Consider the following 21,276-nt stretch of genomic DNA (forward strand, 5'->3'; position numbering starts at 1 on the left):
ATATACCTAATTACCCTTAAATTTTTCCATAGTGGCAACACCTTCGCTACTTATTCCTTCAGCTTTAAAAACTTTAAAGATTGTAAGAAAAATAATTTTCAAATCCAGCCAAAAAGATTGATGTTCAACATACCATACATCCAGATCGAACTTCTGTTGCCAGCCAATGGTGTTTCTTCCGTTAACCTGAGCCCACCCTGATATACCTGGTGTAGCTTCATGGCGTCTTTTTTGGGTTTCATTGTATAAAGGCAGATATTCCAACAATAATGGCCGTGGACCAACAAAGGACATATCCCCTTTTAAAATATTAAGAAGCTGAGGGATTTCATCCATTGAAGTTTTTCTCACCAACTTTCCTATCCAGGTTAACCGTTGTTCATCAGGTAATAATTCACCATTTTGGTCTACATCATCTCTCATGGTTTTAAACTTCACAAGCAGGAAAACTTTCTCGTTTCTCCCAGGTCTCTTTTGTTTAAAGAACACTTTTCCATCCTGAAAAATAGCCAGTAAAAGTGCTACAATTAAAAAAATGGGGCTTGAGATAACCAATGCCAGTAAAGCAAACAACCTGTCAAAGAAGGGTTTTATAAGTTTTTTGTAGCTCATTTTATTACTCCTATATGCATTAAAGCATCACCCTCATGTACAATAGGGTTATGATTTAAACCTATTACATATCCATTAGCTGTTGCTGTAACTTTACTTTTAAAGCCTCCAAAAGGATCATTTATACTACCGAGAACCTGATTTTTCTTAATGGGCTGCCCACTTATTACCTCAGAAAGAAAAATGCCTGATTTTCGGGCACGCACCCAGGAAGAATTTTTAATTACAAGATTTTGATAATCCGGTGTCACATAATCATCTGTCATACCTAAATGGTGCATTAACCTGATTGCTCCATTTATACCTTCCTTTATCGCATATTCATCAAACCTGGAAGATTCCCCTCCTTCATATACCAATATCTTCTTTCCGCTTTTATTGGCTGTCTGCCTTAAGGATTTGGGCCTAAATTTAGAATCTAATGTAAATGGAGCGTGAAAAGCTTTGGCCAGTTCTACATTCCTCTCATCTTTCATTACACATCTGATCTGTGGATAATTAGTTCTATCGGCTCCACCTGTATGAAAATCCAAACCATAGTCAATTAAGGGAAGGATATCTTTTGTAAGATAGTAGGCCATTCTAGCTGCTAAAGAGCCATTTTTATTTCCGGGAAATGATCTGTTCACATCTTTTCCGTCTGGCACATAACGGGAAAAATGAATGAATCCGTACACATTAATAATAGGAATACAGATGATAGTACCTACTTTTGGAATATGAAGGTCCTTTTGGATAATTCTTCGAACAATTTCTGATCCGTTAATTTCGTCCCCGTGCAAACCTCCCATCAACAGCAATGTAGGGCCAGGATCTTTCGCGCGACAAACCGTAATGGAAATATCAATTGCCGAATGAGAAGGAAGTCGAGCAATATTTACATCAATTTTCTTTTCCTCACCGGGTAAAACTTTTACTCCATTAATTTCCATACTTATTTCACGATTAACCCTTGTTGCATCACCTTTCTGTTATAAAGAAGTTGTGGATTTTTGATGCTAAAATACCACCAGATTATTCCTCCAATCAGTAAGCCGGCAACAGCTCCACCTACGGTGTCCACTAAAAAGTGTTGGAAAAGGTAAACTCTTGAAATAGCCACTAAAATAGCAATAAGCATATAAAGTACTTGTAAAAGCTTGTTGCTTGTAAAGCATATTAAAAGAGTGGCTAAAGTAAAAGCAGTGGCAGTATGACCACTTGGGAAGCTAAATTTGGCTTCCAAATTAACTCCTTCCACCACATTATACAATAACTTTTCACTTTCATAATATAATGAAGGTCTGGGAGTATTGAAAATGTAGGCTTTAGCAATTTGCACTATACCATATTGAAGCACACCGGAAAATGCTAAAATCAGGGCATTATAATATCTGTAAAAAAGAAAAATTACAACAATAAAAATGTAGATTAACCCCTCACCAAAATGAGTGACATATTGAAAGAAAAAGTTACCGAAAGGATTATGCCTTTTATTCAACCACAATAGAAAGGTGCCTTTATCAAGAAATAACACTAAAAATAAAGCTGTTACAAAGTAGAGCACAAACATAGTAAATGCGGGACTTTGTAATTTTTCTTTCAGACTTTCCATTCGAAACGTAGATATTTAATTTTTTCACCCTTTAAAGAGAACTTCTTCTCGTATCGGGTGGTAATTCCATAATGCTCATTTGCATACTCCGAGTTATGTAAATCTTCTGTGAAATGCAAATTACAAATGTCATTACGTTGTTCAAGCACTTCATTAATTGTCCATCGGAAAAGGTCAGTATTATCAGTTTTGAAGTAAACTTTTCCTATTCCACCCTGAATGTTCTTATAAATATCTAAAAATCTATGGTGAGTAAGCCTTCTCTTTTCATCCCGGTCTCGTGGTCTTGGATCAGGATGGATAATCCAGATATCATTCACCTCCCCTGTAGCAAAGCATAACTCCAGGTCTAATATGTAATTCCGTAAAAAAGCAGCATTTTTCAGGTCTTCTTCTATGGCCTGAGTACTTCCTTTCCATAGCCTCTCTCCTTTGATGTCTACTCCAATAAAATTCTGATCCGGGATTTCTCTGGCCAGCCCTACTGTGTATTCACCTCTCCCGCATGCCAATTCCAAATTAACAGGGTTTGCATTATTGAAAACAGTTTGAGCCCAATTCCCCTTGATATGCTGGAATCGATCGTCTTCTTTTTCAATAATATTTTCCCGCTCGCCTATTTCTTTGAAGCGAACTAATTTTTGTCTACTCATACTTATAAAATCGGAATTTCCGCAACTACAAAGGTAGAACCTCCTACGAAAATCAAGTCATTTTCTACAGCATTTTTATTAGCTTCATTCCACGCGGCTTCTACGGAAACAAAAGATTTTCCCTTCAGACCTATTTTAGTAGCAAACCCATATAAATCCACGGAAGACATTGCTCTCGGAACTTGCGCCTGCGTAAAATAATATGTAGCATCTTTTGGTAACCTTTCCAATATTGAAGTGGGTTCTTTATCATTTACAGCTCCAAAAATTATATGGAGGTTTTGATACTCTTCCTGTTGAAGCATGGGCAATAGTTGATCAAAAGCAGAATGATTGTGCCCAGTATCTGCTATTATTTTGGGTAGACCTTTGCTCCTGTTTTGTATAATTTGCCATCTTCCTTTTAACCCACTGTTCTGATGGATATTTTTAAGGCCGCAAATTATGGCTTCTTCCTCTATTTTATAGCCAAAACTATTCAATAATTGAATTGCAGCAAAAACAGTTTCAAGGTTTTGTTGCTGATACATTCCCCCAAGAGCTACCTCATAAAGCTTTGACGGCTGTCTTGCCCTTTTAACCTCATACATCCAGTAAGGAGTCGAGACAGAAGAGTAATTGACAGTTACTAAATCCTTGCTATAAGCAAAATCAGCTTCTTGAGCTCGAGCAATAGACTGAATGGTGTCTCTCAAGTTAAGCTCAGGAACAGAAGTAAGCACAGGTACGTTATTTTTAATAATCCCTGCCTTTTCCTTTACAATTTCTTCTTTCGTATTTCCCAGAAACTGTTGATGATCAAGACCTATCTGGGTTATAATGCTTAATTCCGGTGTAATAACGTTAGTTGAATCTAACCTACCCCCAAGGCCTACTTCAATTACAGCTACATCTACTTTTTGCTCTGCAAAATAATCAAAAGCCATAGCAGTGGTCAATTCAAAGAAAGAAGGCTGGAAATCATCCACTAATTGCTGATACCGTGATACATATTTCGCTACTTTATCAGTTGAGATAGCCTCTCCGTTTATTCTGATTCTCTCCGTGAAACTCTTCAAATGAGGAGAGGTATACAAGCCTACCTTATAACCGGCTTCCTTCAAGACAGAAGCCAACATCGAACTTGTACTACCCTTACCATTTGTGCCTGCTACATGTATAAATTTACCTGCCAGGTGCGGATTACCCAGTTCATCCAGAATTGCCAGGGTATTCGTTAAATCCTTTTTATAAGCAGCCCCTCCAATTCTCTGAAACATAGGGAGCCTCTCAAATAAAAAAGCTTCTGCTTCTTCGTAAGTCATATTATTTGGAGCGAATCAAAAAAGTAATTTTTCCTGAAGATTGAGAGGGAGCAATACCTCCTGAGGTTCTGCTAAATGAAAGTCGTGAAACCTCATTTTGATAAACTTGTACAACTTCCGGAGAAACAGTTGTTTCTAGCAAGCGTACAGAAATAACTTCTCCGTTGCTATCTACTCTAATTTGAAATACTATTTTACCATTTTGATCTGAAGTATCATTAGGTCTGGGAGGAGAATCCCATGCCCAACCAGCCATATCAAGACTACTCCCACTTCCACCACCTTGCGGTCCCATTAAGTTTTTTGAATCAACTTTCCCATCTTCCACACCCTGATCACCGGATTGATTGGCTTTATCACCTTGAGAAGTACTGCTTCCGGGAAAGAGCGCATTAGGATTGGTTTTTGGCTTTTCAGGTTCTTTTTTAGCTTCTACGGGTTTCTTTTGCTGAGCTGATTCAGTTTGTTTTTTGGGTGGAGTTTTCTTTTCTTCCACTTTAACCGGAGCATCTTCTTTAGTAACAGCTTCCTGATCAGCCACTTCTTCCACTTCATTAACTGATTCAGTTTCAGAAGTACTTTCTACCGTTTTATCAGCAGGCTCAGTATCAGTTACTTCATCCTGCACCTCTTCAACAGTTTCTTCCTCACTCTCCTGAACATTTTCTTCAGGTTGCTCTGCAACAGGCTCATCACCTGAGCCTTCCTGTGTCATTCCTATATTTAATTCTATCCCAAACTCAGGGGCAGGTGGATAAGGTTCTTTCCATGCTGTAACCCATAAAAACAATAACAGCAAAATAACATGAATAGCAACAGATACTGCTATACCTATTTTATTGTTTTTACTCTCTATTTGGGCAAAATTACTCATTTGGCTTTGTTGCAATCGATACTTTTGCTTTTAGCTTAGCAGCAATTCCTGCTACATTTACAAGGTATTCGGTAGGCACACTTTTATCAATATGTAAAACTACCACGCCTTCATCAGCATTTTTTAATTCCCTGCTAATAGCTATTTCAAGATCGTCATATGCTGTTTTATTGGTATTAACGAAATACTGCAAATCTTTAGTAATGGTAACACTTACTTTTTGCATTACTATATTGGACGATTTGCTGGAAGGAAGGTTTACCGGCAAACCTGAAGGAGTAATGAAGGAAGAAGTAAGCATGAAAAATATCAAAAGTAAAAAGATGATATCAGTCATGGATGACATGCTGAATGCAGGATCTACTTGATTACGTGATTTCAGCGCCATAATTATTTATTTAGGTTCCTGTAGTAAATCGATAAATTCAACGGAAGTATACTCCATTTTATGAATGATCTTTTGCACTTGAGTTACAAGATAATTATATCCCAAATAAGCAATAATCCCTACCGACAAACCAACAGCAGTAGTAATCATTGCCTCATAAATACCCGCAGAAAGTAACTTAGGACTAACAGAACCCTCTTCCTGAGCAATAGCAATAAAGGCCTGTATCATACCTGTTACAGTTCCTAAAAATCCGATCATTGGCGCGGCACCAGAAATAGTGGCTAAAAGAGATAAGTTCTTCTCCAGCCTGTATATTTCAATTTTACCTACGTTTTCTATAGATACCTCTATGTTCTTAAGAGGGCTGCCAATTCTGGAAATACCTTTTTCCAGCATTCTGGCGATAGGTGTTTCATTCTGATTGCAAATCATTCTGGCTTCATTTATTTTACCATCCACTACATAGGCCTTTACTTGATTAAGCAATCCTGTGGGTGTTTTAGAAGCTTTCTTTATTGTCATTAATCGCTCAACAAATATAGCGATAGCTGCAATTGACAATAATAAAAGGGGGATCATGACATATCCCCCTTGTACTAATAAATCAAATAAATTAACACTGGATTCACCTGAATTTGTTGCTAATGAATCAGCAGCAGTAGTTACTTGCAATAATATCATATGTTATTTATCTCAATATTTTAACGGCCAGGGTTGCTCTTTAAACTGTCCTGCAAGTTCAGAAGCCCTTGCATTGGCATCAGAAAAAGATGCTGTTTCTTCAATTGCCACTCTGTTGAACTTACTTTTACCAAATGGAGGAATGATATAAGCATTCATCCCCTGGTTAGCCAGATCTTCAGCGTAATCTCCTGCCATATCAGCATCAAAGAAACTCCCTACTACCACGTAAGAACGCCCGGTTCTTGTAGATAGTGTATTTACTACTCCAATTTTTGGTTCTTCAGGCTCAACAACTTCTGGCTCTTCCACTTCTACAGGTTTTTCAACCACATAGGTAGTTGTGTCCTTTACAGGTTCCTTGGCCATCTTTGGTGGCTCAGATTCCTTAAAAAAGAAGAAATAAACTAATACAGCAGCTAATACAACTAGTATAGATAGCGTAATAATGATTGGCGCAACAGATTGCTTTTTGGGCGGTTCATAAGCTGGCATATGGTTATCTTCTTCATAGATTTCATCATATGTTTGGCTTTGCTCAGGTTCAGTTGTGTCGTCAAGGTAAGGTGAATCCGAAGGCTCCTCAACATCCGACAACCTTTCGGAATCCGTATCATCTGAAGCATGGGGCTCTTCATAAGAAGTTTCATTTTGCTCAGAAGTAGACTCATCATCTAAATCAGGAAGACCGAAATCTTCATCATTTTGGTTGTAAGAATTATCAAAGTTTTCGTCCTTGTATTCGTCTTCGTTTTTGTCCTTTTTCGCCATACTTAGGTTTTTTAAGGTTATTAGCAGTTTAAAAGTATTAAATAATTATAAATTCCTATTACGATATCTATAAAAATTTCAACTTTTAGCATCCTGCGATAACATTTATTTCACACAGGTTATCAATAAATATCAAATATAATGGCATTTATTGACATTAAAAACATTAAAAAGAATATATAAAGCCTGCCAAAATCCGGAAACCCCGGTTAGGATAATTGTAGTAGTACTGATATTCTTTGGCAATCAAGTTATTAGCATGAAGAAAAACATGAGACCGATCAGATAACTTATAATCAAATTTTAACCCTAAATCGAAGATTGCCGGGATTTCGCCCTCATCATTTAAATTAGGAGTGTCGGTAGTTGGTGTAAAGCCAGGATTCATACTTCCTTGAAAATGTCCATTTAAACCAATAGTTAATTTCTGTGCAATCAGATAATCAGTATTAAACACCAATTGTGTTCCTGGCCTATATGGCATTTCTAAACCATTATCTAAATTGAAGTAGAAATAATCAGCCCGTAAAGCAGCTTTCCAATCAGGATTTAACTGCGCGGTTAAGCCTGCATAAATATTTATCTCAGTATTATTTCCTGAAAAGTAAACAGGATTAAATATTTCCGGATACACATTATCAGGCACATAACCATAGTTATTCTTGACCGAAGCGATGGAGAAACCTGCATCAAAACCCAACATACTTGAAAATGAACCATATACTGACCCATAAAGCTCAAAGGGCATCAGTGTATTACTTAATACTACAGAATCGTTCAAATAAGGATTTTCAGCCAATAAATTCCTTAAACGCACTTCTCTCACATCTCCTCTTATCCCCGCTTTAGCTGATACTTTTGCCAACAAACTATATTCCAAAGAAACATCCGGATAAACATGTAGCCTGTTCATTGATTCCAGCGTGTCATTTTCGTATACAAAGTTGAACCCTCCATTAATTCTTAGCTTTCCTAGTTCATAACTCACTCCCGGTTTAATCCTGAACAGACTTCTGTTACGACTATACTCATTATCGTTAAATTGATGTTTACTGAAAAAACCATCTGAATTAAGAAAAACTTCAAATTCTTCCGACAGTTCAAATGAATTGGTTATGCTGTAATCAAATGATCCCTCTCCAGCCTCATAATTAGAAAATAACTGGTAGAGTTCCAGACCTATTCCATACTGGTAAGCATCCTCCAGGTTTCTATCCTTCAAGTTGATACTGGCGCCTACTGTATGATAAGTACGTTGGATGCTGTCTCTGTCTATTTCAGTAACAGTGGAATCATAACCGTATAAATAATTATTATGTCTTTCATAAAAGGCATCAGCCTCAACCACTGTTTTATCGAAAATAAGCTTTCCGTAAGGCTTTACTAGCTGATAACCTGAGCCTGAATTATTGCCATCTACTGCTCCTTTTGCAAAGCTTTGATGGTTGAAATGCAGCCCATAGCTTTGGTTTTTATTTCTTTTATTAGCTAAAAAAGCTTCCAGATAAGTAGCTCCATAATTACCTAATCCGGCTTTTACCTGATTGGCATACAGCTTATCAAGTTTTTCATCCTGCACAGTAAGTACACGGATTTTAGGTTTAATGCTATTAAGTGTAGGTTGAAATTCCTTTATAGTGAAAGTAACCGGTACCTGAATACTGTCTTTTTTAATTTTCGGCACTTGCTGAAAATTACGCGTTGCCCGAGGTAACTCAATTTGCCTGTTTTTTTCGATAATGATTTGGGAATCTTCCATTTCACTGGTTTTAGGGTTTTCCCAATTATCCTGCGCATTTACAGTTTGTACAAGCGCAACAAGTATGATAAAAAGTAAATAACGCATATTAGTTTTTTGTAGAATCAGTTTCAAGAATCATTTCACCTTGGGCCGCCCGAATGGAATCTTCTTCCCTCTTATTTTGTAAAGATTGCTGCTTTTCTTCCTCTTCAATTTTTTGCAGTTTCAGTTTTGCTTCTTTTACCAGCACTACGGATTTAGCATTTTCAATAATGGAGTTTAAAGTTGCTTTGGCCTGGAATAATTCGCCCATAGCATGGTAATTATCTGCTATTAATAAAAAAGACTTTCCTAACCACTCGGGGTAATTGGCAAAATCATTATTTAAAGAAAACAGTGTATTAAGAGACTTTTGATACTCCTTAGAAGTATATTGCATTAAAGCAATCATATACTTTGATTCTGCCGCATTGGCATCTTTCGCATTATCCACTGCTTTGGCAAACTGCTCTTCTGCATTTTTGTAATCTCCCTGGTAGTAGTATGCCAATCCTTTGTTCAGATAAGCCTCATTCACAGCATTGGAATTGACCGGTGCTTCATTTAAGATTAAGTCAGCATATTTTATCATTTCTGAATACTTGCTTTCTGCCTTTGCAATCTGCAATAAACCTGAGTAAGCATTGTATTTATCTTTATTATTATCTGCCGATTGTAGTACCTTATTATAGTATAATCCGGCATTCTCATAATTATTGTTTAAGTACTCCAATTCAGCAATTTTCTGCAAAGATCTTTTCACAAAAGGTGTTTTATTCTCCTGAACCACCTCGTAAAAATAAGTAAGAGCTTTATCATTCTGCTGATTTCTGTAATAGGCATCTGCCAGGTAATACTTGGCTTCAAAGCTTAAAGCATTGTCAGGGTACTCGCTTAAGTAACTTTGGAAAGCTGCCACTGCTTTATCATAACTTTGGTTGAAGTACAATGATTTTGCAGCGTCAAATTCGATAGCTGTAACAGCTTTATCGTTAGGATTCGCTGTCTTATAAGCTGCTAAATATTGATCAATATCGCCTGATGTACCCTGCATTCCGTATATTTCCTGCAATCCTAATAACGCTCCGTTTGCTGTTGGGTGAGTAAGGTAATTATCTAAAATGTTTTTATAGTCCTGAATTGCCTGATCATACTTTTTTAGGTTGAAATAAGCAATGGCTCTTTTGGATAATGCATAAGGCTTCAATGGTGTTTGCTGACTCGCCTTTAACAAATAAGAAAATCCATCTACTGCTTCTGCATATTGTCCGCTTTCAAAAGCCACCTGTGCTTTCTGAAAAAGTGCATTATCATAATAGCTGGAGTTTTTATATTCAGACAAAATGATGTCGAAATTCTTATTGGCTTTCTCATTCTGGGATAAAATGCTGTGAATTACACCTTTTTGAAAGTAAGCGTAATCAATTTTCTCACTTCGCTCATTAATGGCTGTTTGATAGTTACTAAGTGCTAAATCGTAATTTTTAGTTACATAATAACAATCAGCCAAACGAATAATCGCATCACCGTAATAAGGCTGAGACTTCCCTCCTTTTACATAGGCGTTAAAGTAATTAAGCGCATTTTTAAATTGCTTGTCATTATAATAAGCATGTGCAATTCCATACTGCAAGCCGGGGTACCAATCGTCAGAAGTGGTAGAGTTATTCAACGACTTTTCGTAAGCTTTAATCGCTTCTTCATATTTCTTTCCAGTGGAATAGGCTTCGCCCATCCAGTAATATGCCTGGCCGGTCAGCTTCTTATTCTGCGGATAAGCTACAGATTTTTCAAAAAACTGTACAGCCATAAAGAAATTGGCCTGGTTAAAATAAATGACACCCTGATAGAAAGCGACCTTTTGGTAGGCCTCCTTAAGCTTTAGTGTTTTTTGAGGAACAGACTCTAAAAATTTAATGGCAACATCATAGGCATTTGTATTAAGGTAAGCCTGTGTAAGTAATTCTGTTGCTTCCGTAGCATAATTACTTCTCGGATATTGAGCGATAAAATCCTTTAACTCTGTAATTGCATCATTAAACAGGTTCTGCTTAATGTATAGTTTAGCTAACTGATACTGGCTTTCTTCTTTAATGCCTGAAATAAAATCTAACAATTTAGCCTGCTGAAATGCATTGATGGCATATCGTGTATTGTCTTTTTCCACATACAGCTTACCCAGGTAGTAAGAACTGAATTGTGAAAGCGAATCTTTCACTAAGCCCACTTGCTCAAAAAGGCTTATTGCTTCTTCTGTATTTTCTTGTTTGTACTCAGCATAAGCCATTCTGTAAAGTATTTCTCTTTCCGGTTTTGCTTTGCTTTTATCTCTGAAATCTGTAAAATACTCAGAAGCTTCCGGATAGTTCTTTTTGAAATAATAGGAGTCACCAATAATCAGGCTTAAATCAGCAGAAGCCATACCTGAAAGGTTATTCCGGATACTCTCTGCGTAATCAATTACCTGATCATACTTTTTTTGCCTGTAGTAAATATTGGCAATCATCGTAGAAGTAGTAGCTTTATAGGACTCATTTTCACTGGCCTTTTTTAAATCGATTACTGCCTGGTCATAGTCCTCCTGCTCAAAAGCGATGTAGCCTGCATAATAGCTGGCAGCAGGCTGATAACTTGAATTCCCTCTTTTTAATTGGTTAAAATAAGGAAGAGCCTCAGTAAATGCTCTCCTGCTAAAGTATGAATAGGCTAATTTGAACTGATAATCTGTTTTATCCTTAGGCTTTAATGCACTTTCTTTCACCAATTCATAATATTGAATGGCTTTAGGATAGTTTTTCTCTCTGTAGTAGAAATTTCCTAATTGAAAGTAAGCTTCTTCAGCATATACATTATTAGGATGATTTTTAACAAAGTTCTTGATTCTGGCTTCACCATCCGCATGGAAAAGGTAGATAGCCGCCAGCGCACTAAAATACTCTGCATTTTGCGCCTTAAGAGCTGTTCTTTTGGGATGATAGGTATACTCTTCCAAAAGCTTTTGGGAGGCATTATATTGCTGTGATTGAAAAAGATTAAGCCCTTCATTGTAGAGGTCATCCGCTGATTGATCAACGTGAGCATATTGCGCAAAGCCTGATAAAGGTAGACAGAACAGAAGTAAGGATATTAATATTTTGTGGTTCATTGTATTTTTCAATTACGTATTTAACTCTATTTAGTGTTAAATATTTTTTAAAGGGGTGTTTTTATTACTCTTAATGCATCAACTTAAACACTAATTCTTTCATTAATTGATCTTCCGGCATAGAAGCATTTACACCTTTGCTGGTCAAATCAGCCTGGTAAATGTAGGCCAGGTTTTGAATCACTTTATTAAGACTGAACCTCCTGACTGCTGCCATGTATTCTTTGGCGATATAAGGAGAAACACCTGCTGCCTGCGCTACTCCACGATCTGTTTTATCAGGATGTTGATGAATAAGTAGAAGTTTGGTAAAAAAGCTATGTAAAAAACCTATGGACAAGATGGCAGGATGATTTTTTGGGTCTGCGGCAAAATACTGAATAATTCTGTTGGCTTGTAACACATCTCCCTGAACCAATGCCTTCTGTAATTCAAATATATTGTAGTCCTTATTAATCCCCACGTATTCCTGCACCAGGGCAGCATCAATTTCAATGGGATCTTTAAAGTTGACGAGTATTTTGTCAATTTCATTGGAAAGCCGCTCCAGGTTATTACCTATGTATTCTGTGAGCAACATCATTGCCTGGCGGTTAATTTTATACCCTCTGCCGCTTACATATTGCTGAATCCAGTCTGGAACTTTATTTTCATAAATTTTATTTGATTCAAGATAAACGGTATTCTTTTCAATTACCTTGAATATTTTCTTACGCTTATCAATTTTTTTGTGCTTATGGCAGAAAACAAGAACAGTTGAAGGTTGCGGATTTTGAAGATAAGCTTCGAAAACTTCCATACCTCCTTCTTTCTTTTTAAAGTCTGCCAACTCCTGCGCTTCCTTTAAAATAATCACCTGTCTTTGTCCCATCATGGGAAAGCTTCTGGCAGCAGAAATCACATCATTTAAAGCTACATCTTTACCATATAAAATGCGCTGATTAAAGCTTTTCTCTGCATCACTCAAAGCATTTTTCTCAATGTAATTGCTAATAACATCTATAAAATAAGGCTCTTCACCCTGCAAAAAATAAATGGGAGCATAAACTCCTTTCTTTAAATCATCAACAATCTGCTCTGCTGTTTTTGCCATTCAATATCAATTATTTTAACAACGCGAAGATAAGAGATACTTTGAATATGATGAAGGGAAGCAAAAAGAATTACTGCTCTGGTAAAATGACATAGGAATGATGAATAAGTACTCAGGAAGCTAGCAAGAAAAAAGGATAGCATTTCTGCTACCCCTTCTATTTAATCGAACAAACAAAATAACTTAAAGCAACTAAGCTTATTTAACTTCAATTTTATTATCAACTGGGTTTCCATCAGCATCCACTTTTACCACTTCTTTTAAGTTTAAAGCCTCTACCCCTTCCAATTGTGTTTTGGCATCACCTACAATGATGTAACTCATTTCATCAACATTCATGTATTTATCCATAATAGCTTTCATATCTTCCACAGTATAAGCTTTCAACTCCGCTTGATTTTTGCTGATGAAATCCTTAGGCAGGTTGTAAGATGAGATTTGCTGAAGAATGCTCAACTTCTGACCTAATGTTTCATAGTCCCGTGCTTCTTTTCTGATTAAAGCAGTTCTCGCTTTTTCAAGTTCAGCCGAATCATATTCAGATTTATAAGTTTCGATAACATCTTTAAAAGTCTGAACTGATTGTGGTGTAACATTGGTTTTTACACTTGAATAAGCAGTAAATGGTGCTGGAGAATTAGATGATGGTAAATAAGAATAAGCTCCGTAAGTGTAACCTTTATCTTCTCTTAGCACCTGGAATAATTTCCCGCCTGAATTACCTCCAAGCCCATAATTAGCTACGGTTAATGGGTAATAATCTTTGTCGTTTCTTGGTACTGCCATTCTTTTCATTTGAATAACTGACTGCTTGGCATCACCAAAATTAGCAAAGTAAATTTTACCCTGATCAGGTACAGCATTTACCTCGTAAGTAGGAAACTCCACTTCTTTTTTCTGCCATTTTTCACTTAAACCTGATAACGCCTTTTCAACATCTGCCTGAGAAACACTACCTGCTACCTGAAAGCCAGTAATATTAGGCGCAAAGTAGTTGGCATAATAATTCTTCAGGTCATCAATAGTGATTTTCTGCACAGACTCCACTGTACCACTTGAGGGTTTAGAGAAAATATGGTTGTCTCCATAAATGATTTTATCAGCAACTGTACTTGCAATGGCATCAGGATTGGCATTGCGTTGTTTAATATTATTGATTTGTCTTTCTTTAATTCTTGCAAATTCTGCTTCATCCCATCTTGGCTCCAATAACATTTCTTCCATAATGGCAATGGTTTCAGCAAAGTAGCGCGAAAGTGAGTTTCCGTAAATTACAATTTCCTCATTACCACTGTAAATGTTAATGCTAGCACCTAATTGACCAATAGCATCCTGTAATTCTATAGGAGTTTTGTTTTTGGTACCTTCTTCCATTAGCTGGGTAGTAAGGCTGGCCACACCTGGCAATTCAGGGTTATCCAACATTTGTCCGCCTTTAATTCTAATACTGAAGTTCACTAAAGGCAACTCATTAGACTCAATGCCCAAAACTTTAATACCATTAGCCAAAGTAGTTTCATAAATAGTTGGTGCAGTAATCAAAGGCTTTTCACCCAAAGCCGGAATAACACTTCTATCTATTTTACTTGGTGTTTTTTCATAATCAGCAGCTGAATCAAGCTCAGCAAGATCAACATCAGTGGCAGGCTCAACTTCTTCTATTTTCACTGTTGCTTTCTCAGAACCATCCAAAATCAATTCAAGCTGCCCTTGTGGCACCATGCTTGTTATAATTGCATTTTTACCTTTAATGTACTTTTCATACACACGCATCACGTCCTCTTTCTCTACTGCTAAGATTTTATCGATATCCTTAGAAATAAAGCCCGGATCACCTTTAAATTCATTATAATTACTTAATTGAAAAGCTTTTCCGAGTACACTTGAAATTCCGTTATAAAAATTTGTCTCCTGACGCGCTTTAATTCTGTCAAGATCTTTTTCTGAGAAACCATTTTTCTCGAAATCAGCCAGTGCTTCGTTAATGGCAACATATACGGAATCCAAATCCACACCGTCTTTAGCTCTAACCCCTATGTTAAACTCACCTGCTAATTCGCTTGAGTTATTATAAGAGAATACACTTGGGGCATACTCAGTTTCTTCAACTAATTTCTTATAAAGTGGTGCTCTTTTACCTTCACTTAAAATTTCTCCTAACGCATCCAGAGCCCAGGTATCTTCATGATATTGCTCCACAGTAGGGTAAGTAATTCTCAAATCCGGAACTTTTGCATACGCATCCTCATGGTACAATTTCTTAGTTTCACTCAGTGTTACAGGCATTGGCTCCAATACTTTGGCCTCTCCTCTTGAAGGAATTTCACCAAAATACTTTTCGATCCATGCTTTCAGTTCTTCTTTATTGAAATCACCAGCAACAACCAAAGTAGCGTTGTTAGGTCCATACCAGTTATTGTAGAAATCTTTTACGTCATCTAAAGTAGCTGCCTGCAAATCTTCCAACTCACCAATCACCTCCCAGTTGTAAGGGTGACCTTCAGGATATAAAGCTTTCTTTATAATATAATTTCTGTGGCCATAAGGCTGGTTATCAACTCTCTGTCTTTTTTCATTCTGCACAACAGGTTTTTCTCCTTCTAAGTCTTTCTTAGTAATGGCATTAATGAAATAACCCATTCTATCAGCTTCCATCCAAAGTATTCTTTCAGTAGCATCTTTAGGAACTACCTCATAATAAACGGTTCCGTCTGTCCAGGTACCACCGTTAAATGTGCCTCCCAAGTCAGAAATATTCTTAAAGAAAGCCCCTTCTTCAACGTTTTCAGATTTTTGAAACAACATGTGCTCAAAAAAGTGAGCAAATCCAGTTCTGCCCGGAAGTTCCCTGCTGGAACCAACATGCATTTGAATGGCTACTGCCACAATTGGGTCTGACTTATCCTCATGTAAAATTACCTCCAGGCCATTAGGCAGGGTATATTTTTCGTAGTCGATGGATAATTCCACTTTGCTTTCCTTCTTATCTGATTGACATGAAACGACTGCCAACATCAAAAAAGCCAAAGCGAATGCTGATAACTTTCTCATAATTTTAGTTTAAATTCTTAATTTGTTCATAAATTCAGGAATAAAAATCACTTAATCCATTTTAAAAAATATGAGCGGATTGCTTATAAGATGAGTGGTAGAATTAGGTTGCTTAGCAGTACCTACATCATCTATAAATTCTGTAATTGAGCTGTATTAGCGCCTGAATAAACCAGCCTTATAATTGTATTTTTCAGGTACAAGAACCCTATCGTTCTTATAACTAGATAGATCGTAAATCATCAACTATCCAATAATTACAGTTGAGAACAAATGAGGTAATTAAAGAATTACGTTTACCCTATATCTCTGATGATTTGCTTTTTGCTTTGCCAGCAGATTTTATAAAGCCAGGCTTTTGCTGAGCCAGCATATTTTTAGTGTATTCGTAGCCGATATCAAATATTTCATGAGCTTTGGAAAGTGCAAAAACTTTATATTGATCCAATTGCTGAGGTTCAATGAAAAAATCTACATATTGCTTTTGCTCTGATGTATTGCAGCCAATAGCCATTAACATTGTGCGTTCCAGTGTATCCTTAGTTCCTCTGGCCATTGCATGCTTTGCTATCGGGTTGCAGTTTATTCCAAAGAGATAATCAGCTTGCTCACGGATAACCTGAGCCGGCATATTGCATAAAACACCTCCATCCACATAGAGGTCTTCTCCTATTGTAATTGGCTCAAAGATAACAGGAATACTGGCAGAAGCTAATAAGGGCCTAATGAGTTCTCCTTCAGAAAAATACGCTACTTTTCCTTGTGTATAATTTGTAGTGGAAATGGTAAAAGGCAATTCCAGGCTTTCAAAGTTATTCTCGGGAAAATAGTTTAATAAGAGGTCCGAAATCTTTTCAAGCTTAACAAAGCCTGAACCTATAATTATAGGTCTGAAATACTTCAGGAAATTAATGTCAGCAATAATTTCCATTGTTCTTTTGGGAAGATACCCTGCTGCCAGAAAAGCACCCACTATTGCTCCAGCACTGGCACCTGAAATAATTGAAGGTCTGATTCCGGCTTCATGCAAGGCTTGTACAGCCCCCAAATGCGCAAAACCCCGTGCACCACCTCCTGAAAATGTTATACCTATTTTCACAATACTTCTTCCAGCTTAAATATTTGATCCAATCGAACACCTTTTTCAGTATTCTTCACTGTACAACATTCATTGGTAGCATCATGTTCCATAAATATAATATAATTGTTATCTGCTGCTTCCTTCAGAAACTTCTGCTTCTCATCCATAGTGAGCAGAGGTCGGGTATCATAGCCCATTACATAAGGTAGAGGAATATGGCCAACAGAAGGCAATAAATCTGCTGCGAAAACAATGGTTTTATCTTTATAGTTAATTTTAGGAATCATTTGCTTGTCTGTATGTCCATCAGCATACAGAATATCAAATTGCTTAAAAGGGGAAGGTTTACCCTGATCAACAAAGTGAAGATGTCCGCTTTCCTGCATGGGTAATATATTTTCTTTTAAGAAGCTCGCTTTTTCCCTTGGATTTGGCTTGGTGGCCCACTCCCAGTGGTCTTTATTACTCCAGTATTTGGCATTTTTAAACTGCATTTCCAGCTTAGTTTGTGCGGCATCTTTCCAGTTAACACCACCTCCGCAGTGGTCAAAATGAAGGTGTGTTAAAAACATATCCGTTACATCATCAGGGCTAAAGCCTGCTTTCTTAAGCGACCCATGCAAAGAAGCGTCTCCATGAAGATAAAAATGACTAAAGAATTTAGCATCTTGCTTATCTCCTATTCCATTATCAATCAATATCAACTGGTCGCCATCTTCAATCAGCATGCAGCGCATGGACCATGTACATAAATTGTTCTCATCAGCCGGATTGGTTTTTTGCCACAATACTTTGGGTACTACACCAAACATAGCGCCACCGTCTAACTTAAAAAAACCTGTTTCTATGATATGTAATTTCATTTTAGCTTATTTTAAATTTAGTTTATCTGGGTTCAAATTATATTTTTATAACCGTAAACCCAGCTTTACCTATAACTCAAATAAAGTTTCCTCCTATCTCCCTATCTGTATCAGAATGAGCATGTGTTATAAGGTACTGCACAAATTTTTAGATGAAAATTTATAAACAAAAAAACCGCCTCATCAGCGGTTTCTAAAATTGTATCAGGCATTATTTTACAACGCCCATCTGGTTAAATTTTTCAATTCGTTCTTCAATTCTCTTTTCAGATGATTTTTTACTTAACTCTTTAGCATTTTTAAGGATTGTTTTCTTAATCTCTTCAGCAATGGCTTTTAAGTTAGTATGAGCACCTCCTAAAGGTTCAGGAATGATGCCATCAATCAATTTATTTTTTAGCATATCCGGAGCCGTTAATTTCAGGGCTTCCGCTGCCTGCTCTTTGTAATCCCAGCTTCTCCAAAGAATGGAAGAACAAGATTCCGGAGAAATTACTGAATACCATGTATTTTCCAACATCAATACTTTATCTCCTATAGCAATGCCTAAAGCTCCTCCTGAAGCACCTTCACCTATAATTATACAAATTACAGGTACTTTCAACATAAACATTTCCTTCAGGTTGCGCGCAATGGCTTCGCCCTGCCCTCTCTCTTCTGCTTCCAGACCTGGAAATGCTCCCGGAGTATCAATAAAAGTAACAATTGGTTTTTTAAACTTCTCAGCCATTTTCATCAACCTTAAAGCCTTTCTGTAGCCCTCAGGGTTAGCCATCCCGAAATTTCGGAGCTGCCTTTGCTTGGTGTTGCGTCCTTTTTGTTGGCCAATAAACATAAAAGTTTCACCGCTTACTGTACCAAATCCACCTACCATTGCCTTATCATCGGCTACTGTTCTGTCACCATGCAGCTCTACGAAATCATCTGTTATTTCATAAATATAATCCAATGTATAAGGCCTGTCCGGATGCCGTGATAATTGTACACGTTGCCAACGGGTAAGGTTTTGGAAGGTCTCTTTTTTTAAGGACACAATTTTTTCTTCAAGTTTACTTATAGCTGAGCTGATATCTATATCACTGTCCTGAGCCAGCGATTTCATTCCAGCTAATTTATTTTCCAATTCTACTATCGGTCGTTCAAATTCCAAAAGCATTATTTTAGTTTATTTTTTATAGTGTAAAATTAGCATTTTAATCCGAAGACACACATAAAAATGTATAATTAACAAAATCCGATAAGATAATTCAGGATTTCAGTCTTTAAGCTAATTTAATTATAATTTAAGCTCTTTATACTATAAGTGTAAAATGAACATTAAATATGCACTATTTCATTTTTATTACTTTAACTGATTTATCTGAATGTATTTACGTACAGCACAAAAAAACGGTCAAAATTTATCTACTTAAACAACAAAGGTGCAAATTTGAATAAATCATGCCTCCACACAGGCCATGTATGTCCTCCGGGGTGTTCGCTGTACTCATATTTTATGCCCATTTCATCAAATTTCTCCATCATGATCTTGCAGTTTTCATAAGCAATATCTTCTTTTCCACCCATTGAGATGAAAAAGTGCTTTAAATTACTGTTAATTTTTTCTCTATTTTCTTCCATATATTCGTATTGAGGTTTAGATAATTCATCTGAATTAGCAAACCAACCTGAGCTAAATACCCCTAAATAAGCAAACTTATCAGTATTTTTAATACCTGCATGCAATGTTTGCAAACCTCCCATCGAGAGTCCCGCCAGGGCTCTGCTCCCGGCATCAGTCTTAACACGGTAATTGTTCTCAATGAACGGAATTGCTCCCAATTTCAATTCATTTTCAAATGCTTTGAGAGAATTTTCATTAAACCCTGCTCCCCTGCCAAATATGTTACCATCCATCATAGCAATTACCATAGGTTTTGCCTTATTCTCCGCTATTAAGTTATCTAATATCAAATTTGCTTTGCCCTGAGTCGCCCAGCCGCTTTGATCTTCACCTCCTCCGTGCAATAGATACAATACAGGATATTTTTCAGATGATTTATCATAACCCGGTGGTGTATAAATATACATTTCGCGCCAAGAATTGGTAGCCTCCGAAAAATATTGCTTGATTCTGATATCTCCATGTGGCACTTTTTTTAATTGATAAAAATCATCACCACTGAAAGGTATTTCTATGCCACTGGCCATTCGTCCCATACCATAAAATGTTTCACTGGCAGGGTCTGCTACAGCAACTCCATCAATTATTAATGAGTAATAATGAATTCCCCCACTTATAGAATCAGTAGTAACGGTCCACACTCCCTCCTCATCTTTTTCCATATCATACTTTTTGCCTAAGTCTACCTGGATATTCTGAGCATCAGGTGCTTTTATTCTAAAAACAACTCTATTATCCGGCAAAATTCGTGGGTACGCTGCATTCCTGACATTAGTACTGGCAGGCATTCCTAAAATACTGTATTTATTAAATAAATGTTCTTTAACGGGTTTAAACAATAGTTGCGAGAACATATATAAATCGTTCTTCCAAACATCAAAATCGTGTCCTCCGGGTTCTACATAGAAAATATGAGGCACTTGCTTATCTCGGAGGTAATCACTGGTTCGCTGACTAAAATTGATAAGTCCATCGGAAGCACCACAAGAAATCCAAAGTAATTTCAACATTTCACGAGCTTTATCAGGATTGGGCACAAGTTCTTCAGGGGCTTTTGTATTAGGAGCAGAAGAAAATCCTCCTACCCAGGCAAACTTATCAAGGTTACCTAAGCCAAAATTGAGAGACTGACCACCACCCATTGATAAACCGGCTATAGCTCTGTGTTCCCTATCGCTATAAACCTTAAAGTTCTTTTCGATAAAAGGAATAAGATCGTTCAAAAGGTCTTTCTCGAAAGTGGCAAAGGCTTCTACCTTATCTTCTGCAAAAATGTTACCTTCTGCACGGTCATTTTTCATAGCCCTTCCGTTCGGCAATACCACAATCATAGGTTCCAGTTTTCCATCGGCATAGAGATTGTCAAGAATCACATTCGGAGCACCGTGTTTTAACCATTCCTTTTCATCCCCACCTATGCCATGTAGAAGATAGAGAACAGGGTATTTTTTCCTTTTATTGTAACCAGGAGGCGTATAAATTAATGCTTTGCGCGCAGTGCCTACAGTTTTAGATTCGTAAGTAATGCTGTCCAATTTTCCTTTGGAAATTTCAGACCTCTCATTATCGAAGCCTTCAGGTGCTTTTTTCTCAATGCCCTGAGCAAAGAGGATTGTATTTACTACAATTAAGCTTAGAATCAGAATGATTTTCTTCATTGGTAAAAAAGTTTATTTGTTGTTAAATAATATGTTTAAGGTTCTACTTCAAATTTCTTGGT

The 21,276-nt window shown here is 36.9% G+C and carries 17 protein-coding genes; all 17 read right to left on the bottom strand.

What is annotated here, in order from left to right:
• Positions 1-6 precede the first annotated feature (6 nt).
• Positions 7-612, bottom strand: a complete 606-nt coding sequence (locus IEV85_RS10935; protein ID WP_188463200.1) for a sugar transferase — start codon at positions 610-612, stop codon at positions 7-9.
• On the bottom strand, positions 609-1,544 hold the full coding sequence (locus IEV85_RS10940) for a succinylglutamate desuccinylase/aspartoacylase family protein (RefSeq protein WP_188463202.1): 936 nt from the start codon (positions 1,542-1,544) through the stop codon (positions 609-611). The genes IEV85_RS10935 and IEV85_RS10940 overlap by 4 nt, the downstream gene beginning before the upstream one ends.
• 2 nt (positions 1,545-1,546) lie before the next feature.
• On the bottom strand, positions 1,547-2,206 hold the full coding sequence (locus IEV85_RS10945) for a phosphatase PAP2 family protein (protein WP_188463203.1): 660 nt from the start codon (positions 2,204-2,206) through the stop codon (positions 1,547-1,549).
• Positions 2,194-2,859 (bottom strand): tRNA (guanosine(46)-N7)-methyltransferase TrmB, encoded by a 666-nt coding sequence (gene trmB / locus IEV85_RS10950; protein WP_188463205.1) that lies wholly within the window; start codon positions 2,857-2,859, stop codon positions 2,194-2,196. Before trmB ends, IEV85_RS10945 begins: the two co-directional genes overlap by 13 nt.
• Positions 2,860-2,861: 2 nt before the next feature.
• Complete coding sequence (locus IEV85_RS10955) at positions 2,862-4,163, bottom strand: bifunctional folylpolyglutamate synthase/dihydrofolate synthase (protein ID WP_188463207.1); 1,302 nt, start codon at positions 4,161-4,163, stop codon at positions 2,862-2,864.
• A gap of 1 nt (position 4,164) precedes the next feature.
• Positions 4,165-5,037, bottom strand: a complete 873-nt coding sequence (locus IEV85_RS10960; protein ID WP_188463209.1) for a hypothetical protein — start codon at positions 5,035-5,037, stop codon at positions 4,165-4,167.
• Positions 5,030-5,425, bottom strand: coding sequence for an ExbD/TolR family protein (locus IEV85_RS10965; protein WP_188463211.1), 396 nt, complete (start codon positions 5,423-5,425; stop codon positions 5,030-5,032). The genes IEV85_RS10960 and IEV85_RS10965 overlap by 8 nt, the downstream gene beginning before the upstream one ends.
• 6 nt (positions 5,426-5,431) lie before the next feature.
• The gene (locus IEV85_RS10970; protein ID WP_188463213.1) at positions 5,432-6,109 is read right to left on the bottom strand and encodes a MotA/TolQ/ExbB proton channel family protein; all 678 of its coding nucleotides are present in this window, start codon (positions 6,107-6,109) and stop codon (positions 5,432-5,434) included.
• 12 nt (positions 6,110-6,121) lie between these two features.
• Positions 6,122-6,880: an SPOR domain-containing protein gene (locus tag IEV85_RS10975; RefSeq protein WP_188463215.1), complete on the bottom strand. Its 759-nt coding sequence runs from the start codon at positions 6,878-6,880 to the stop codon at positions 6,122-6,124.
• Between the two features lie 166 nt (positions 6,881-7,046).
• Positions 7,047-8,726: a porin family protein gene (locus tag IEV85_RS10980; protein WP_188463217.1), complete on the bottom strand. Its 1,680-nt coding sequence runs from the start codon at positions 8,724-8,726 to the stop codon at positions 7,047-7,049.
• A gap of 1 nt (position 8,727) precedes the next feature.
• A complete protein-coding gene (locus IEV85_RS10985) occupies positions 8,728-11,805 on the bottom strand; it encodes a tetratricopeptide repeat protein (protein ID WP_188463219.1) in 3,078 nt (1,025 codons plus the stop codon).
• Positions 11,806-11,875: 70 nt separating this feature from the next.
• Entirely contained in the window at positions 11,876-12,898 is a 1,023-nt protein-coding gene (gene holA / locus IEV85_RS10990; RefSeq protein ID WP_188463221.1) for a DNA polymerase III subunit delta, read from the bottom strand.
• A 198-nt stretch (positions 12,899-13,096) separates the two neighbouring features.
• On the bottom strand, positions 13,097-15,949 hold the full coding sequence (locus IEV85_RS10995) for an insulinase family protein (RefSeq protein ID WP_188463223.1): 2,853 nt from the start codon (positions 15,947-15,949) through the stop codon (positions 13,097-13,099).
• Between the two features lie 301 nt (positions 15,950-16,250).
• The gene (locus IEV85_RS11000; protein WP_188463225.1) at positions 16,251-17,048 is read right to left on the bottom strand and encodes a patatin-like phospholipase family protein; all 798 of its coding nucleotides are present in this window, start codon (positions 17,046-17,048) and stop codon (positions 16,251-16,253) included.
• Complete coding sequence (locus IEV85_RS11005; RefSeq protein WP_188463227.1) at positions 17,045-17,893, bottom strand: MBL fold metallo-hydrolase; 849 nt, start codon at positions 17,891-17,893, stop codon at positions 17,045-17,047. The genes IEV85_RS11000 and IEV85_RS11005 overlap by 4 nt, the downstream gene beginning before the upstream one ends.
• A gap of 211 nt (positions 17,894-18,104) precedes the next feature.
• Complete coding sequence (locus IEV85_RS11010; protein WP_188463230.1) at positions 18,105-19,049, bottom strand: acetyl-CoA carboxylase carboxyltransferase subunit alpha; 945 nt, start codon at positions 19,047-19,049, stop codon at positions 18,105-18,107.
• Between the two features lie 248 nt (positions 19,050-19,297).
• Positions 19,298-21,214, bottom strand: a complete 1,917-nt coding sequence (locus tag IEV85_RS11015) for an alpha/beta hydrolase-fold protein (protein ID WP_188463232.1) — start codon at positions 21,212-21,214, stop codon at positions 19,298-19,300.
• Between the last annotated feature and the right edge of the window lie 62 nt (positions 21,215-21,276).

It is taken from the genome of Marivirga lumbricoides (assembly GCF_014636295.1).
GTDB lineage: Bacteria > Bacteroidota > Bacteroidia > Cytophagales > Cyclobacteriaceae > Marivirga > Marivirga lumbricoides.

Bases quoted from the DNA above. Each gene is read 5' to 3' on its own strand.
- IEV85_RS10935 (WP_188463200.1), bottom strand. From the start codon at position 612: ATGAGCTACAAAAAACTTATAAAACCCTTCTTTGACAGGTTGTTTGCT.
- IEV85_RS10940 (WP_188463202.1), bottom strand. From the start codon at position 1,544: ATGGAAATTAATGGAGTAAAAGTTTTACCCGGTGAGGAAAAGAAAATT.
- IEV85_RS10945 (WP_188463203.1), bottom strand. From the start codon at position 2,206: ATGGAAAGTCTGAAAGAAAAATTACAAAGTCCCGCATTTACTATGTTT.
- trmB (WP_188463205.1), bottom strand. From the start codon at position 2,859: ATGAGTAGACAAAAATTAGTTCGCTTCAAAGAAATAGGCGAGCGGGAA.
- IEV85_RS10955 (WP_188463207.1), bottom strand. From the start codon at position 4,163: ATGACTTACGAAGAAGCAGAAGCTTTTTTATTTGAGAGGCTCCCTATG.
- IEV85_RS10960 (WP_188463209.1), bottom strand. From the start codon at position 5,037: ATGAGTAATTTTGCCCAAATAGAGAGTAAAAACAATAAAATAGGTATA.
- IEV85_RS10965 (WP_188463211.1), bottom strand. From the start codon at position 5,425: ATGGCGCTGAAATCACGTAATCAAGTAGATCCTGCATTCAGCATGTCA.
- IEV85_RS10970 (WP_188463213.1), bottom strand. From the start codon at position 6,109: ATGATATTATTGCAAGTAACTACTGCTGCTGATTCATTAGCAACAAAT.
- IEV85_RS10975 (WP_188463215.1), bottom strand. From the start codon at position 6,880: ATGGCGAAAAAGGACAAAAACGAAGACGAATACAAGGACGAAAACTTT.
- IEV85_RS10980 (WP_188463217.1), bottom strand. From the start codon at position 8,726: ATGCGTTATTTACTTTTTATCATACTTGTTGCGCTTGTACAAACTGTA.
- IEV85_RS10985 (WP_188463219.1), bottom strand. From the start codon at position 11,805: ATGAACCACAAAATATTAATATCCTTACTTCTGTTCTGTCTACCTTTA.
- holA (WP_188463221.1), bottom strand. From the start codon at position 12,898: ATGGCAAAAACAGCAGAGCAGATTGTTGATGATTTAAAGAAAGGAGTT.
- IEV85_RS10995 (WP_188463223.1), bottom strand. From the start codon at position 15,949: ATGAGAAAGTTATCAGCATTCGCTTTGGCTTTTTTGATGTTGGCAGTC.
- IEV85_RS11005 (WP_188463227.1), bottom strand. From the start codon at position 17,893: ATGAAATTACATATCATAGAAACAGGTTTTTTTAAGTTAGACGGTGGC.
- IEV85_RS11010 (WP_188463230.1), bottom strand. From the start codon at position 19,049: ATGCTTTTGGAATTTGAACGACCGATAGTAGAATTGGAAAATAAATTA.
- IEV85_RS11015 (WP_188463232.1), bottom strand. From the start codon at position 21,214: ATGAAGAAAATCATTCTGATTCTAAGCTTAATTGTAGTAAATACAATC.